This is a genomic window from Modestobacter altitudinis (genome assembly GCF_005930475.1).
Lineage (GTDB): Bacteria > Actinomycetota > Actinomycetes > Mycobacteriales > Geodermatophilaceae > Modestobacter > Modestobacter altitudinis.
This window is the reverse complement of sequence record NZ_SJEW01000097.1, coordinates 1-15,406: the sequence shown is the minus strand read 5'-3', so window position 1 is coordinate 15,406 and position 15,406 is coordinate 1. Positions and strand designations below refer to the sequence as shown.

13 protein-coding genes are annotated in these 15,406 nt (G+C 72.4%); 7 read left to right on the top strand and 6 right to left on the bottom strand.

The features are described from left to right. Both FHL79_RS23085 and FHL79_RS23080 read right to left on the bottom strand, forming a co-directional pair. Positions 1–734: CoA transferase subunit A (locus tag FHL79_RS23085; RefSeq protein WP_138760901.1), on the bottom strand; the 734-nt coding region annotated here is incomplete at its 3' end. Between the two features lie 36 nt (positions 735–770). Continuing rightward, positions 771–1,574, bottom strand: coding sequence for a TIGR03089 family protein (locus FHL79_RS23080; protein ID WP_138760900.1), 804 nt, complete (start codon positions 1,572–1,574; stop codon positions 771–773). A gap of 82 nt (positions 1,575–1,656) precedes the next feature. Here FHL79_RS23080 and FHL79_RS23075 point away from each other — a divergent pair, with 82 nt between their 5' ends. Genes FHL79_RS23075 through dprE2 form a run of 4 tightly spaced genes read left to right on the top strand, consistent with a single transcriptional unit; the run spans position 1,657 to position 5,327 of the window. Then, complete coding sequence (locus FHL79_RS23075) at positions 1,657–2,193, top strand: phosphatase PAP2 family protein (RefSeq protein ID WP_138760899.1); 537 nt, start codon at positions 1,657–1,659, stop codon at positions 2,191–2,193. Between the two features lie 2 nt (positions 2,194–2,195). Next, positions 2,196–3,197 carry a decaprenyl-phosphate phosphoribosyltransferase gene (locus FHL79_RS23070; protein ID WP_138760898.1) on the top strand — a complete coding sequence of 334 codons (1,002 nt, stop codon included), beginning with the start codon at positions 2,196–2,198 and terminating at the stop codon, positions 3,195–3,197. After that, positions 3,190–4,575: a decaprenylphosphoryl-beta-D-ribose oxidase gene (gene dprE1 / locus FHL79_RS23065; protein WP_138760897.1), complete on the top strand. Its 1,386-nt coding sequence runs from the start codon at positions 3,190–3,192 to the stop codon at positions 4,573–4,575. Before FHL79_RS23070 ends, dprE1 begins: the two co-directional genes overlap by 8 nt. Beyond that, positions 4,572–5,327 (top strand): decaprenylphospho-beta-D-erythro-pentofuranosid-2-ulose 2-reductase, encoded by a 756-nt coding sequence (dprE2, locus tag FHL79_RS23060; protein WP_138760896.1) that lies wholly within the window; start codon positions 4,572–4,574, stop codon positions 5,325–5,327. Before dprE1 ends, dprE2 begins: the two co-directional genes overlap by 4 nt. A gap of 348 nt (positions 5,328–5,675) precedes the next feature. Here the strand turns inward: dprE2 and FHL79_RS25605 are convergent, their stop codons facing one another. The 3 genes from FHL79_RS25605 to FHL79_RS23045 form a co-directional block, all read right to left on the bottom strand. Then, complete coding sequence (locus FHL79_RS25605) at positions 5,676–6,116, bottom strand: DUF6752 domain-containing protein (protein ID WP_218938578.1); 441 nt, start codon at positions 6,114–6,116, stop codon at positions 5,676–5,678. After that, positions 6,095–7,702 carry a LicD family protein gene (locus FHL79_RS23050; RefSeq protein ID WP_138760895.1) on the bottom strand — a complete coding sequence of 536 codons (1,608 nt, stop codon included), beginning with the start codon at positions 7,700–7,702 and terminating at the stop codon, positions 6,095–6,097. Before FHL79_RS23050 ends, FHL79_RS25605 begins: the two co-directional genes overlap by 22 nt. 88 nt (positions 7,703–7,790) lie before the next feature. Further along, complete coding sequence (locus FHL79_RS23045; RefSeq protein WP_246081148.1) at positions 7,791–9,308, bottom strand: LCP family protein; 1,518 nt, start codon at positions 9,306–9,308, stop codon at positions 7,791–7,793. A gap of 456 nt (positions 9,309–9,764) precedes the next feature. On the opposite strand from FHL79_RS23045, the gene FHL79_RS23040 reads away from it, so the two are divergent. From FHL79_RS23040 to FHL79_RS23030, 3 genes are read left to right on the top strand one after another with little or no spacing between them, the layout of a single operon-like run. Next, on the top strand, positions 9,765–11,786 hold the full coding sequence (locus tag FHL79_RS23040; RefSeq protein ID WP_171058309.1) for an N-acetylmuramoyl-L-alanine amidase: 2,022 nt from the start codon (positions 9,765–9,767) through the stop codon (positions 11,784–11,786). Beyond that, entirely contained in the window at positions 11,678–11,914 is a 237-nt protein-coding gene (locus FHL79_RS25990; RefSeq protein ID WP_138760892.1) for an LGFP repeat-containing protein, read from the top strand. Before FHL79_RS23040 ends, FHL79_RS25990 begins: the two co-directional genes overlap by 109 nt. After that, on the top strand, positions 11,895–12,221 hold the full coding sequence (locus tag FHL79_RS23030; RefSeq protein ID WP_138760891.1) for an LGFP repeat-containing protein: 327 nt from the start codon (positions 11,895–11,897) through the stop codon (positions 12,219–12,221). The genes FHL79_RS25990 and FHL79_RS23030 overlap by 20 nt, the downstream gene beginning before the upstream one ends. A 55-nt stretch (positions 12,222–12,276) precedes the next feature. Here FHL79_RS23030 and FHL79_RS23025 read toward each other — a convergent pair whose 3' ends face one another. Then, positions 12,277–15,369: an arabinosyltransferase domain-containing protein gene (locus FHL79_RS23025; RefSeq protein WP_138760890.1), complete on the bottom strand. Its 3,093-nt coding sequence runs from the start codon at positions 15,367–15,369 to the stop codon at positions 12,277–12,279. Positions 15,370–15,406 lie beyond the last annotated feature (37 nt).

Sequence of the window (15,406 nt, the reverse complement as noted above, 5' to 3'; positions counted from 1 at the left end):
GTGCGGAACTCGATCTTCTTGCCCTCGGTGCCGACCTCGACGACGCGCTGCACGTAGACCCCGGCCAGGTGGACGTCCTCGGGGCTGATCTCGCCGGGCTCGACGAGCTGCTCGACCTCGGCGATGGTGACCCGCCCGGCCATGCCGGCCAGCGGGTTGAAGTTGCGCGCGGACTCGTGGAACACCAGGTTGCCGTGCCGGTCGCCGACCGCGGCCCGGACCAGCCCGAAGTCGGCGGTCAGCGCGGTCTCCAGCACGTACTGCCGGCCGCCGAACTCGCGCACCTCCTTGGGCGGGCTGGTGGCCACCACGTTGCCCTCGGCGTCGTAGCGCACCGGGATGCCGCCGTCGGCGACCAGGGTGCCGACCCCGGTGGGGGTGTAGAAGGCCGGGATGCCGGTACCGCCGGCGCGCAGCCGCTCGGCCAGCGTGCCCTGCGGGGTCAGCTCGACCTCCATCTGGCCGGTCAGGTACAGCCGCGCCAGCTCCTTGTTGCCGCCGACGAAGGAGCTGATCGTCTTTCCGATCCGGCCGGCGTAGAGCAGCACCCCCAGGGCCTGGTCGTCGACGCCGCAGTTGTTGGAGATCGTGGTGAGCCCGCTGGTGCCCTGCTCCAGCAGGGCGTCGATCAGCTGGATCGGCACCCCGCAGAGCCCGAACCCGCCGACTGCGAGGGTGGCGCCGTCGGGGATGTCCGCCACGGCCTCACGGGTGCTGGGAACGACCTTGTCCACTGCTGACCACCGTCCATCACAGCTGGGCGAAGTGGGTCAGGCGGGGCGGCCCAGCTCACGTACCCCGTCGAGCGTGAGGCCGAGCGTAGCGGTGACCCGCTCGACCGCTGCGCGGTGCGCCAGCCCCGAGGGGTCCGCGGACCGGCAGAGCACCAGGGAGGCGCCGGCGACCAGCGGAGCGAGCAGCCAGGCCACCGGCCCGGCCTCCAGCGCGGTCCGCTCGTCGACGAGCACCCGGTCGCCGGCTCCGATGCCCAGCCGGCCGGCCAGCTCCGTCGCCGCCTCGACCAGACCGCCCAGGGTCAGCTCACCGGCGGCCAGGACCAGCCCCGGGCCGCCGGGGTCGACCGGCTGCCACGGGGTGAAGACGTCGCCGTGCCCGCGCACCTCGAGGGCGAAGTCCCGGGCCGGGCCGACGTAGCCGGCCATGCCCAGACCCATCGGGTGCAGCGACAGGCCCATCAGCTCGGGGAGGCCCTGCTCCTCCAGCGGGGGCAGCCGGTCGGCTGCGGCCAGGACGACGTCGGCCTCGGTGAACCGGTCGTCGTCCTCCCCGGCGGTGTCGAGCACCGCGGCGCCGCAGCTCCACGTGCCCAGCAGCACCGCGGCGGTCTGCCAGTGCACCGGCAGCGCCACCGCGACCACGCTGCCCGGCCCGACGTCGAACTCCTCCTGCAGCAGGTTGGCTGTCTTGGCGACCCAGTTCGCCAGCGTGGTGGCCGACAGCTCCACCCGCTCACCGGACACGTCGTCGTAGTAGGTCACCAGCGGCGCCGCGGCGTCCCGGCGGAGGGCCGCGGTGAGCAGGGCGGCGGGTGGTCTGGGGGCAGAGGGGGGCACGGGAACAGAGTGACAGCTGAAGTCGGACCGGTCCGCCACGCTCCGGCGGCCGGGATGCCATCCCGGTTACAGTCAACTCCCGATGACTGCTGCCCGCGGCCCCGGCCTGATCCGTCTCGATCACGCGGTGCTCCGCTCCACCCGCCGCGCCCTCGGGGAGACCCCCGCCGTCCCGGTCGCCCAGGGGATGTCCCACTTCGGTGAGCACGCCCTCGGTTGGATCGCCCTCGGCACCGTCGGCTGGCTCTCCGGCCGCCGGCGCGACGAGTGGGCCGCAGCGACCGTCGGGGTGGTGGCCGCCCATGCCGCCGGTGTGGTCGTCAAGCGGGTGGTGCGGCGGGTGCGCCCTGCCCTCGAGGACGTGCCGGCCCTGGTCTCCACGCCCAGCCGGCTGTCCTTCCCCAGTGCGCACAGCACCTCCACCGCCGCGGCCGCCGTCGGCTTCGCGCCCATGCTGGGTGCGCCGGTGATGGCCACCGTGACCGGCGCGATGCTGGTGTCCCGGGTGCTGCTGGGTGTGCACTACCCCAGTGACGTCGTCTCCGGCGCCGCGCTCGGAGCCACCGTGGCCACCGTCGTCCGGCGCCGCATGACCGCCCCCACCGCCAGGAAGGCCTGATCGTGACCGCTGAGCCGCAACCGGCCACCACCTCTCCCGGGACCGTGCGCACGGGTCCGGCGCTCAGCCGGGTGGCAGACACGGAGCAGCCCGGCAAGGTCGCCCCGCCGCCGCGCACGCCGGGCTTCCGGGGCTCGCGGCCCTGGGGCTTCGTGCGCGCCCTGCGGCCGCGGCAGTGGGTCAAGAACGTCCTCGTGCTGGCGGCCCCGCTCGCCGCGGGCGAGGTGTTCAACCCCGACGTGATGGGGCCCACCGCCGTCGCCTTCGTGCTGTTCTCCCTCGCCGCCTCCGGCGTCTACCTGGTCAACGACTCGATCGACGTCGAGGAGGACCGGCGGCACCCGCGCAAGCGGTTCCGGCCGATCGCCGCCGGCCTCGTACCGCGCTCGGCGGCCGTCGCGATCGCCGTCGTGCTCTTCGCCGGCACCCTCACCGCCGGCGTGCTGCTCACCCGTCCGGCGCTGGCGTGGGTGCTGGCCAGCTACGTGGTCATCCAGCTGGCCTACTGCACCTTCCTCAAGAACGAGCCGGTCATCGACCTGGCCGTGGTCGCCTCCGGGTTCCTGCTCCGCGGCATCGCCGGCGGTGTGGCCGCCGGGCTCGTGCTCTCCCAGTGGTTCCTGCTCGTGGCGGCCTTCGGGTCGTTGTTCATGGTGGCCGGGAAGCGCTACTCCGAGCTGATCGTCGTCGGCGATGCCGGCGCCACGCGGAAGACGCTGCGGGAGTACTCCGCGAGCTACCTGCGTTTCGTGTGGAGCCTGTCGGCCGCGGTGGCACTGTCCGCCTACTGCCTCTGGGCCTTCGAGATGTCGGAGACGCAGGACGGTGTCCCGTGGGCCACCTTCTCCATCGCCCCCTTCGTCCTGGCGATCCTGCGGTACGCGCGGGACGTCGACAAGGGCGCCGCCGGCGCCCCCGAAGAGATCGTCATGCACGACCGTGTCCTGCTCATCCTCGGCGCCCTCTGGGCGCTGACCGTCGCCCTGGGGGTATTCAGTGGCTGACACCGCTCTCCTCTCCACCACCACGACCGAACCCGCCCGCGTCCCGCTCGTCGGCTGGGGCCGCACCGCCCCGACCCGTGCCGCGCTCACCCCGGTCCACGGTGACGACGACGTCCGCGCCGCCGTGCTGGCCGCGACCGCTCGCGGTGTCGTGGCCCGCGGACTGGCCCGCAGCTACGGCGACGCCGCGCAGAACGCCGGCGGCACCGTGCTGGACATGACCGCCGCGGCCCGGGTGCTGCACGCCGACCTGGAGACCGGCCTGGTTGACGTCGAGGCCGGGATCTCCCTGGACGAGCTGATGAACCAGTTCGTCCCGCAGGGCTTCTTCGTCCCGGTGACGCCGGGCACCCGGCTGGTGACCGTCGGCGGGGCCATCGCTGCCGACATCCACGGCAAGAACCACCACGTCGCGGGCAGCTTCAGCCAGCACGTCCGCTGGATCGACCTGCTGACCGCGGACGGGCAGGTCCGCCGGATCAGCCCGGAGTCCGACGCCGACCTGTTCTGGGCCACCGCCGGCGGCATGGGCCTGACCGGGGTCATCCTGCGGGCGCAGGTGCAGATGAAGGCGATCGAGTCCTCGCGCTGCCTGGTCGACACCGACCGGACGGAGAACCTGGACTCGCTGATGACGCTGCTCACCGAGACCGACCACCTCTACGAGTACTCGGTGGCCTGGATCGACACCCTCGCCAAGGGCAAGCGGATGGGCCGCTCGGTGGTCACCCGCGGCCGGTTCGCGAAGCTCGATGAGCTGCCGGCCAAGCGTCGGACCGACCCGCTGAGGTATCACGGCTCGGTCAAGGCCTCCGTGCCCGACGTCTTCCCGCCCGGCCTGCTCAACCTGGCCACGGTCGCGGCGTTCAACGAGGTCTGGTACCGCAAGGCCCCGAAGATGAAGCGCGACCAGCTGCAGAGCATCCCGACCTTCTTCCACCCGCTGGACGCCGTCGGCGGCTGGAACCGCATCTACGGTCCGCGCGGCTTCGTGCAGTACCAGGTCACCGTGCCCTTCGGGCAGGAGGAGGCCATGCGCGAGGTGCTGGACCGGCTCAGCTCCTTCGGGACGGCGTCGTTCCTGGCCGTGCTCAAGCGGTTCGGCCCGGGCAACCCGGGCATGCTGTCCTACCCCTCGCCCGGCTGGACGCTGGCGCTGGACATCCCGGTGATGAAGGGGCTGGCCGGCCTGCTCGACTCCCTCGATGAGGTCGTCATCGCAGCAGGGGGCCGGACCTACCTGGCCAAGGACTCCCGGGTGCGCCCGGAGACGTTCGAGAAGATGTACGACCGGCTCGACGACTTCCGGGCCGTGCGCAAGCGGGTGGACCCCGACGGTGTCTTCACCTCCGACCTGGCCAGGAGGCTCGCACTGTGATCGACGCACTCGGTTCCCCCAGCTCGCTGCTGCTCGTCGGCGGCACCTCCGACATCGCCGTGGCCACCGCCCGCCGGTACCTGGCCGAGCGGCCGCTGCGGATCGTCCTGGCGGCTCGGGACACCCCGCGCCGCAGCGTCGTCGCCGACGAGCTGAAGGCCGCGGGCGGCATGGTCGAGGTCGTCGACTTCGACGCCGATGACGCCTCCTCGCCGGCGCGGATGGTCGCCGCGGCGGCCGCCGGCGGTGACGTCGACGTCGCGGTGGTCGCGTTCGGGCTGCTCGGCGACGCCGACCAGCTGCGTAGCGAGCCCGCCGCGGTGGCCCAGCTGGCGCAGGTCAACTACGTGGCGCCCACCGTGGTCGGCACGGAGCTGGCCAACCTCATGCGCCGGCAGGGGCACGGGGTCATCGTCGCGCTCTCCTCGGTCGCGGGGGAGCGGCCGCGGGCGTCGAACTTCGTGTACGGGTCGACCAAGGCCGGCCTGGACGCCTTCTACTCCGGTCTCGCGGACTCCCTGGTGGGCTCCGGCGTCTCGGTGCTCGTGGTCCGCCCCGGCTTCGTGCGGTCGAAGATGACCGAGGGGATCGCCGACGCGCCGCTGGCCACCACGCCCGAGGCGGTGGCCGAGGCGATCGTCACCGGCATCCGCAAGGGCCGGCACACCGTGTGGGTGCCCGGCGCCATGCGCTGGGTGATGAGCGGCCTGCGGCACACGCCACGAGCGGTGTTCCGCAAGCTGCCCATCTGATCTCTGGGGCGGACTCGGCACCGTCCGATCCCCTCCTGCGGGGCACCGGCGGCTCGTGTTCGCTGCGGGCCGCGGTCCGCTGGTGCAGCTCGCGTCTGCTGCGTGCGCGTGCTTCGTCGTCGACCCCTGCGGTCGAGGTGTGCCGCTCGACCGACGGTGGTGGAGTCCGAGTGCGTCGGCGGCTGTGATGGTCTGTGCGGCAACGTCGTACCGGACCGTCGGGGGAGCGGCGGTCCATCCTGCAGGGCGGGTCAGGCACGTGGTCACGTCCGGTGACGAGGAGAGGCTCGACTGGCCGTGCGGCGGCCGGTCACCTGGGCCGCCATCGGGGTGCCCCCTTCTACGACGTCACTGGGTGTCGGGAGCCAGGTCAGCGACCCGCTCGGCGTCGATGTCCCGGTGGTGGAGCGGCAGCACGATCTCGGTGACGATGTCAGTGAGCTCTGCGATGCGGAGGTTCAGCCGGCGTGCCTCGTGCAGGCCGTCCTCCAACTGCTCGAGGCGCGGTTCGACCCGGACCACGACCTCATTCAGCCGCGGCTCCGCGGCCTCGGCCAGCAGCAGGGTCGCGTTCAGCCGTTCCTGCAGTGCACGCTGCTCGGCCTGCAGGTCGGCGATGCCCTGGTGGGCCGCCGTGACCGACTCGAAGGCCACCTGCAGCTCATGGAGCGCCCGGTCCCGGTCGGACACCAGCTCGTCGTAGTCGGGCACGAGGAGACGCCGCGCTCGCCGGGCCATCAGCCGCGCAGCGCCCCGCCCGAACCGCTTCACCTGGTCGACCGCTGCCATTCCACCACCATCCTCGTCCTCGTCACCGGTCCGCGACCCGCCCCGGGGCCGGTGCGCACCTCCTCCACCAACGGGTGGGCTTCGCGGACGTGCAGTGCGAACGGGCGCATCTCCGCCTCGAGATCCGCCACCGCGAGCTCTCGCCACAGCGGCCCCGGCTCCGGTGGGGCGCCGGCTGACCGCTTCGGTGGGCTGGTCATGACGTCCAGGTGCGCCTCGCCCCCGGTGCGCAGCACCATCGACAGCAGCCGGAAGAGGGCAGGCCGGCCGACGTCCCAGAGCGTGGGCAGCAGGTCGTGGGCGAGGACGTGCACGGGCTCATCGCGGGCGGCCACCTCGGTGCCGAGAGCCATCACCCGCCGCAGGTCGTACAGGTTCAGCGGGCGGAACCGTGCGGGTGACATGTTCACGTCTGCGACCGACTGAGCGTCCAGGAGCGGGCGGTGTGCGTAGTCCACGGCCTCGACGCGGTGCCCGCGGCCGGCCAACCACAGCGCGTCCTCGCCGCGGCCGCAGCCCAGCTCCAGGACCGCTGACCCCGGGCCCAGGCGCTCGGCGAGCAGCCGGGCGGCCCCTGATGGACCGGCCGGGTCGCCGTGCGGTGCGTCGCCGAGAACCAGCTCCCACAGCGAGCGGTCCATCCCGGCGTCGGAGAGCCACCCCCAGAAGCGGTTGCTGGTGGCCGGCGGCACCTCGAAGGTGAAGGCCGGGTCGGGGGTGCGCCAGTTGGGGCCGTAGATCGTCGCGAGCACCGCCTCCGGCTCGCGCGGTGCCGGCTCGGTCCGCCCTTCCACCTCGATGGTGGACACCGGCACCAGCCGATCCCGGGCGACGCGGGAACGCACCGCGAAGGTCTGGTACCACCAGCCGACGTCGTCGATCCAGCCGGTGAAGACGTCGACGTAGACGTCGGGTCTGCCCTGGTTCTCGAAGTGGACCTGCAGGTGGCCTGCGGAGTAGCGCTGCACGGTCAGCCCAGCGGCCGCCAGCCGGCGGCCGAGCTGGAAGGACTCCTGGATGACGGCCACCGGATGCGTGTGCCGGCTCAGGTAGGCCAGGTCGGCGTCGTCGTCGCTGGGGATGAGGTGGCCGTCCCGGTACGGGCCGAGCAGCGTCCCGCTGGTGACGTAGACGTCGAGGTCGTTGCCGGCGAGGAGGCCGGCGCGCACCTGGTCGACGTGGTCGAGCAGCCGGGTGACCATCCCGTCGTCCCAGTCGCCGAGCGCATGGCCCAGCTGGCCCCACTTGTTCACCATGAGGGCCATGCCGTCGCGGTCGGTGAACCGGATCCTCCCGCTGCCGGTCCCGAGCGTGACGTCGACGCTCTGCGCTGCGCCATCGCCGCCCACCGGGCGGAGGGTGAAGGTGGCGGAGCCCTCCAGGTGTGGGCGCAACACAGACGGCCACGGCACCGACCACCTGTCGGCGACCGCACCTAGACCTCGGTCGGCGTCGGCGCAGCGGAAGGACCAGATCCGCCGCCCGTCCAGCAGCAGGTCCAGGACGACGGACCGGTCCTCGGCGGAGGCGGTGAAGGCCAGCCCCTGCTCGTCCGCCGTCAGCTGGGTAATCAACAGGAACTCCACAGGGAGGAGGCGCGCACGCGACCGGGGCGCTCGACGCTACCCGGGCTCAGCTGGGAGCTGGGTGCGCGCCCCCAGTCGGACAGATCGATCAATTTATGCAGCTGGTGTCCGCGGCGCTGCGGGCGGACCCGCCCGGCGCTGCGTCGGAGCTGCTGGCCGCGGCCGAGGTGACCGGAGTGACCGCCTGCCCGACCCCGTTGAAGTCGGTGCCGATGACCAACTGCACATGCCCCGCGGCGACGTCGTCCGCGGAGACCAGCTTGGCCCCGGGAATCGCCTTGGCGGTTGCCTTCGCCAGCGTCTTGCCATCCGTGCCGTACCGGATCTCGGTGGTCGCCAGGCTGGTGGTGTCGGCGTTGCCCGTGGTGCCGACGACGTAGCCGGCACCGGCGAGGGCCTCGGCCGCGGAGGCGGCCAGCCCGGACGTGCCCGAGCCGTTGTAGACGTCCACGGTCACATCACCGGGCACGACCGACGGCGCTGCCGAGGTCGTAGCCGCGGCGGAGCTCTCCGCCGTGTCCTCCGGGTCGGACGAGAGGTCGGCGAAGAAGGCGTGCAGGGTGTCGGCGTCCTCGAGCCGGACGATCGACTTGCCGCCTTCCTTGTCGGTCCCGACGTTGGGCACGGTCTGGAAGTCCACGGAGCCGGGCTTGACGGACTGCATCTGCTGGGCGAGCTGCATCAGGTCCAGCGACTGGTCGACGGTCATCGACTGGGCGACGGACTGCACCAGCTCGCGCTGCTTGCCCAGATCGAGCAGGACGTCCTCGGAGAGCATCTTGCGGAGGATGCCGGCGATGAAGGCCTGCTGGCGGACGATGCGGTCGAAGTCGCCGCGCGGCAGGCCGTGCCGCTGGCGGACGAACTTCAGCGCGTCGGCGCCGCTGATGGTCTGCACGCCGGCAGGGAACACCGCGCCGGAGTACTCCGAGTCATCGACCGCCTTGCACAGGTTGACCTCGACACCTCCGACGACCGAGCTGAGGTTGAAGAAGCCGAGCAGGTCGACCTCGGCGTAGTGGTCGACCTGCAGGCCGGTGAGCTGACTGATGGTCTGCACCAGCAGCTGCGCGCCCGACGCGAGCTTGCCGTCCTCGGTGGCCGACGCGTCAGCGTCGGCGTAGCCGTACGCGTAGGCGGCGTTCAGCTTGTCCTGGCCGTGGCCAGGGATGTCGACGTAGGAGTCGCGCGGGAAGGAGACGAAGGACGCCGCTGACCCGTCGGCGGGCACGTGCACCAGGATCATCGTGTCCGTGTTCAGCCCCGAGTCGCCGCCGGTGTGGAACTCGTCCTGCTGCTGCTCGGTGAGCTCGCTGCGGCTGTCGGTGCCGACCAGCAGCATGTTCATCGCGGCACCGGTGCTCCCGCTGCCCTCGTTGCCTGACGCCGGCAGGGCATCGGTCCGGTTCACCGTCGCAGAGGCGACCCGGCCGAGGTACCACCCCCACCCCGAGCCCACGACCAGGGCGAGGGAGAGCAGGCCCGCCACCACGCGGAGAGCAAGGGTCAGCCGGCCCCGGCCGGTGGCGCGGTCGGACGTCTCGGCCTGCTGCCGCTGCCGACCCACGCGCGGGTCGAGCCGCGGGGGCAGCGGGCGAGGACCCACGGGGTCGACTCGTTCGTCACGCTCTCGGCTCACGGTTTCCTCGCTGCAGATCGGGGTTCGGGAACGATCGCGGCACACGTTCCCGCGCCGTGCGATGGCCGTCGTCGGACGTCGGGCGGCGCGGTCATGGTAGGCAGCGCACCCGTGTCCCCAGCCGCCCGACACGAGCGCCCGAAGCCTCACCCACCACACCCTCCACAACCCGCGCAGCGGCCCCAGCGCCCGCTGACTGCCATGGGGAAAGGCAGTCGTTCCAGTCCCCATGGTCCTTTTTCGTGGCCACGGGGCGCGTGGCTGTCCAGTACGAACCCGTCCGGCCGCCGTCGTGGACTCACATCACAGGTACCGACATGGCGCGGTGCACTCAACTTGCTCGCCGGATGGCCGATGGTCTGTGGGGAAGCGGTCGCACTCCGTGTCGACCGAGACACACACTGTTGTACGGAGGACCGCCTCGTGCGCCGAACGGCCGCCGCAACCACCGCCTTCTTGGCCTTCACCGCGACCTTCCTGGTTCTGCCCGTGTACGCGTCACCCCAGCCGTTGCCGGAGCCGGTCACCACGTCCAGCGACGTGGTGGACCTGGGCTCGGTGGACGAACCGGCGAGGGCCGCGGACGTCCGAGAGGGCACGTCGGACCCGGTGAGCGGCGTCGAGTCCGACACCCCCACGCTGACCGTCCGGCGCACCGACGTCGACGAGTTCTCACTGGTGGGCATCACCTGGTCCTACGACGCGGCGGTCAGCGACACACTCGTGCAGGTCCGGGTCACCGACGCCGACGGCGACTGGGGCGGGTGGACCGAGGTCACCCAGGAGACCCAGGACCAGTCGGCCGGCGCGGACACCGGTGCGGTGCTGCGCGGCGGGACCTCGCCGCTGTGGACCGGCCCGAGCACCGGGGTCGAGGTGGAGCTGGTGACGCGCTCCGGTGCCCAGCCGACCGACGTGCAACTCGACCTGGTCGACCCGGGGAAGAGCGATGCGGACAGCGCGCTCGGCGTCCCGGACGCCACCGACACCGCCCACGCGGCGACGACCATGCCGGCGGTCTACTCCCGCGCCCAGTGGGGTGCCGACGAGAAGATCCGCACCTGGTCACCGCAGTACGCCGCGACCCTCAAGGCGGCGACGATCCACCACACCGCTGACTCGAACAACTACACCGCGGACCAGGTCCCGGCGATCATGCGCTCGATCTACCGCTACCACACGGTCAGCCTCGGCTGGGGCGACATCGGCTACAACGTCATCGTCGACAAGTTCGGCCGGCTGTGGGAGGGCAGGTACGGCGGGCTGTCCACCACCGTCATGGGTGCCCACGCCGGCGGGTTCAACACGAGCACCTTCGGCGTCTCGATGCTGGGCAACTACGACATCGCGCCGACCACCCAGCCGATGATCGACGCGGTCGAAGCGATCATCGCCTGGAAGTTCTCCCTCTACGGGATCGACCCGACCGGCACGGCCACGCTCACCTCATCCGGCGGCGGCACGTCGAAGTACGCCGCTGGGGTGAAGGTCACCAAGCCGACGATATTCGCCCACCGGGACGTCGGGAGCACTGCCTGCCCGGGCAGGTACGGCTACGCCAGGATGGACGAGATCCGCGCCGGGGTGACCGCGTTGATGCGCCGGACCGCGGAGCCCACCATTTCGGCCCGCTACGCCTCGGACGCTGGCTGGCGGACCCTGCTCGGCACCGCCATCGGCAGCCAGCAGGTGACCGCTGGGGTGTCGTGGCAGCAGTACGAGCGTGGGTATGCGTACTGGACGGCGGCGACGGGTGCGCATTCGGTGTCGGGCCAGATCTGGGGTGTGTACATGGCCGCCGGGGGTCCGACGGTGCTGGGTGCGCCGACCACCGATGAGCGGCCGACCCCGGATGGGGTGGGGCGGTTCAACCACTTCGCGAACGGGGCGTCGGTGTACTGGACGCCGGCGACGCAGGCGCAGTTGGTGGCTGGCCAGATCCGGAACCTGTGGCAGTCCACGGGTTGGGAGACCGGTCCGCTGGGTTATCCGACTTCCGGTGAGCTGGGGGCTGGGGGTGGGGCGCTGTACCAGACGTTCAAGACCGGGACGGTGTACTGGACGCCGCAGGCCGGGGCGGTGGAGGTGCACGGGCCGATCGCCGCGCGCTGGACGGCGCTGGGTGGGCTGTCGTGGGCGGTGCCCACGAGCAGCCAGAAGAAGGCGGCGACGGGCACGTACGTCAACACGTTCTCCGGGGACCGCTCGATCTACTACACCTCGGCGACGGGGGCGAAGGTCGTGCAGGGTCAGATCCGGCAGGTGTGGCTGGCGCTGGGTGGCCTGGCGGGCCGGCTGGGGGTGCCCACCTCGGATGAGAAGGGCGCGGCCGGGGGGTGCTGTACTCGACGTTCCAGGGCGGGGCGGTCTGTTGGACGGCGGGCACCGGCGCGCACGCGGTGCCGGGTGCGATCGCAGAGAAGTGGACGTCGTTGGGGACGTTGAGCACCGGGTTCGGGGTGCCCACGACCAATGAGCTGACCACCCCGGACCGGGTGGGGCGCTACAACCACTTCGCGACCGGGTCCTCGATCTACTGGACCCCGGCGACGGGTGAGCGGGCCGATCCGTGATCTGTGGGCGCGGCTGGGCTGGGCGAACAGCCCGTTGCGACAACCGACCGCCGATGAGCGTCCCACGGCCGGTGGGCGGTACAGCACCTTCCAGCAGGGGGCGGTGTTCTGGACCGCGGCGCTGGGCTCGCATGCGGTGTACGGGTCGATCTACACCAGGTACGTGTCCGTGGGGGCGGCGACCTCCCGGCTTGGTTTCCCGACCAGCGACGAGTACGCCGTCATCGGTGGCCGGGCGACTTCCTCCCAGCACGGGAAGATCACCTGGAACGCCGCCACCGGAAAGACCACCGTCACCTACCGCTGACGACAGGGGGCGGCACCCGTCGGGTGCCGCCCCCTGCACGATCCCGCCGGTCGGGTCAGGTCGCCCAGCCGGTCACCGACCGCTCTTCGACCTCCGTGCGCGGCTGCTCGAGCTCCACCCGCGGGGTCCACCGGAAGAGGCTGACCGGCCGTTCCAGCGGCCGGGCGGCCTGGTAGACCGGCATCTCGTCCTGGTCGACGAGGCTGTACGCGGCCGTGTACGGGCCTCCGACGAATTCGGCCACGATGATGTCGCCGGCGTCGCTGGGCAGCGCCGGGGCGATGCGCCAGCCGGGCAGGTCGGTCAGGCCACCGAACTGGACGGCCAGCTCTTGGCAGGGGAACACGAAGGCGACCGGCCAGTCGACGAGCGCCGGCGTCGCCGGGTCGAGGACCTGCTGGAACGGCACGGTCACCGGGATCCGAGGCCGGGACACCGAGATCGGCACGTCGATGTCGGCGCCGCCGTCGGTGACGATCAGCCGCACGACCTGCGCGCCGGCGGGCACCACGGCCGGGTCCACGCGGGAGTCGCGCGCGGCCGGGGCGTTGCCCGCCTCGGGCACGCCGACCGCTCCGAGGGCGATCACCTCGTCGTCGGCGGAGACAGTGCCGAACTCGGCCACGACGTTGCTGCCGGTACCGCGGTCCCCGGTCACGGTGACGACCAGGGGTGCCTGACCGGGCATCAGCGTCTTCGACAGCGTGAACCACTCGGTGGTCAGCGTCGCCGGCCCGGTGCCCTCGCCGTTCCGGTGGCCGGTGGCCGACCAGCCGGGCAGCTCCTGACCGGCCATCCGCAGCGGCGGGCCGACGGGGTCTGCTCCGCCGGAGTCGCCGAACCCGTCGGAGACCGGACCGTTGTCGGGTGCGCTGCGGGCGCTGGTCGGCTCGAGCAGGCCGACGCGCGGGTCGGGCTCGACGCTGAGGTCCTCGGCGAGGCCGCACGGGGAGCCCTGGACCGTGTGGACGGCGTCCGACGCCAGGGAGTAGGTGTCGCGGAGCGCGAGGCTGGACTTGGCGAAGCTCCCCGTCTGCAGGACCACGGTGAGCAGGACCACTCCCATGGCCACCAGGCCTGGGGAGGGGAGCCACCGGGCGCCAGGCAGCCGGACCTCGGAGGCGCCACGGGACCGGGCCAGCACCACCAGCGTCGCCCCGACGACGGCGATGAGCACCGACCCGACGAGGAAGACCATGGAGAACTGGACGCCGAACAGCTGCGGCGGGATGTTCCGCCACGGGATGGCCGCGTTGGACAGCCAGGTCCACTGGTTCCACCCGGCGTAGGACTGCGCCGCGACCAGCAGCACAGCCGCCAGGCCAGCGGTGGCGGCAGTCAGCGCCGAGGCGCTGATCGCGCCGCTGCGCCGCTCGGCCGCCGGCTCGCGGTTCGTCGCGTACAGGTGGACGGCGACGACGACCAGCGCCGTCCCGGTGCCGGCGAAGGCACCGAAGTGCATCGTCCACTTGGTGGGCGTGAACAGCAGGACCACCAACGACAGCGCCGAGGTGGTGACCAGCCGGTCGGTCACGTCCCGAGCGGGCCGCGGCAACCGGGTGCGCCGCAGGAGGATCCCCAACGCAGCGAGGAGGCCGAGCAGGACCGGCACACGGCGGGCGAGCGCGCCCTGGCCGCTGTCCGCCTTGAGCAGCAGGTACCAGCGCTCGGGCTCCTGCGACCAGGGGACGGAACCGGGCAGGTCGGCACGGATGCTGTTGGCCAGTCGGATGGCCGCCAGGCTCTGGTCGCTGAACATCAGCAGCACGGTGGTGGCGGCCGCCGCGAGGGCGACCGCGACGAGGGCGACGAGCCGGACGTCCGTCCGGCGCCGGGCCAGCCGGAGCACCGGGACCGCCGCGGCCAGGGGCGGGAGGAACGCCACCGCGCCGGTGGGGGTGACCGCCAGCGTGGCCGCGGCGACCACGAGCGCCACGGCGACCGGGAGCAGGCGCCCACGGGCGAGTCCGCGCTCGACGAGGACCACCACGGCGACCAGGCCGGCGGCCACCCAGGGCTCGGGTCGCAGGCCGAGGTTGATCGGCAGCCACCACACCGCGAAGGTGAGCGCGGCGGCGAGGTGGAACAGCGGCGTCCGGGCGAAGGAGCCGAGCCGCGGGAGCAGCCCGCGGCTGAGCAGGAACCAGGTGAGCACACCCAGCAGCGAGGAGGGGACCCGCATCCAGACGGTCGCCTCGCTGATCTTCGACCAGCCGTTCATCAGCTCGTAGAACCACCCGAAGGGCGCCTCGGGGGCGTTGAACCAGCGGTACACGTCGCCGACGTAGCCGTTGGCGTCCCGGCTGCGTATGATGCCGGCGATGTACCCGTCGTCGGGGGTGAGCGGCCCGATCACGGTCCACACAGCGAGCCCGACGACCACGGCCGTGTCCACGAGCCAGCGGAGCGGACCGGTGCCCCAGGTAGGCGACCTGCCGCCCGCGCCCGCGGTGGACGCCGAGCTGCCGGACCGGTGGGCGACCACGGGCTCCCGGCCGGTGTCCGGGTCGGTGTCGGTGTCCGTCGGGGACGGTGCGGCCCGCCGGTCGCCCCGGGCGAGCAGCACCAGGGCGGTGACCAGCGACAGCAGGGCGAGGACGGCCAGCACGATCTTCAGCAGCGAGGCACTGGTCTGGAAGACGGTGTCGGCGGTGACGTCGACGGCCAGCCCGTCTGCGCTGCTGCCGGCGGTGAAGACCCCGGCCACGGCGGGTCGCAGGTCGCCGGAGCGCTCGTCGACCACCTGGCCGTCGCGGCTGAGCACGGTGCTCGAGGAGTCGGAGTCGAGGTCCCACCTGCAGTTTCCCGACGTGGGCACCTCCTGGAGCGTCAGGTCGGTGCGGTCCGTGGTGACGAGGAGGTCGCCCCGGTTGTCGACGCTGACCCGGAGACCGTCCAGCTCCTCCCGCCCGGGAGCCGGGTCCAGGGTGGTCGTCGAGATCAGCACCGAGCCCGGCTCCGCGTTCCTGGCTGCCGTGCAGCTGACCGAGGCGTGCACCGCGGCGGGCTGCAGGAGCATCAGCGGGACGGCGACCGGGCTGGCGTCACCGGAGGCCGCCGGCCAGCTGTAGACCGCGTGCGGCCGGTGCACCGGGGCGAGGACGAAGGCGAGGGAGCAGAGCAGGGAGACCAGTGCGCATCCGAGCAACGGCCAGCGCTGTGCACCCGTCCCGGGAGGGGCGGGG

Coding starts and splice junctions, on each gene's coding strand:
- FHL79_RS23075 (WP_138760899.1), top strand. CDS start 1,657: ATGACTGCTGCCCGCGGCCCCGGCCTGATCCGTCTCGATCACGCGGTG.
- FHL79_RS25605 (WP_218938578.1), bottom strand. CDS start 6,116: ATGGCAGCGGTCGACCAGGTGAAGCGGTTCGGGCGGGGCGCTGCGCGG.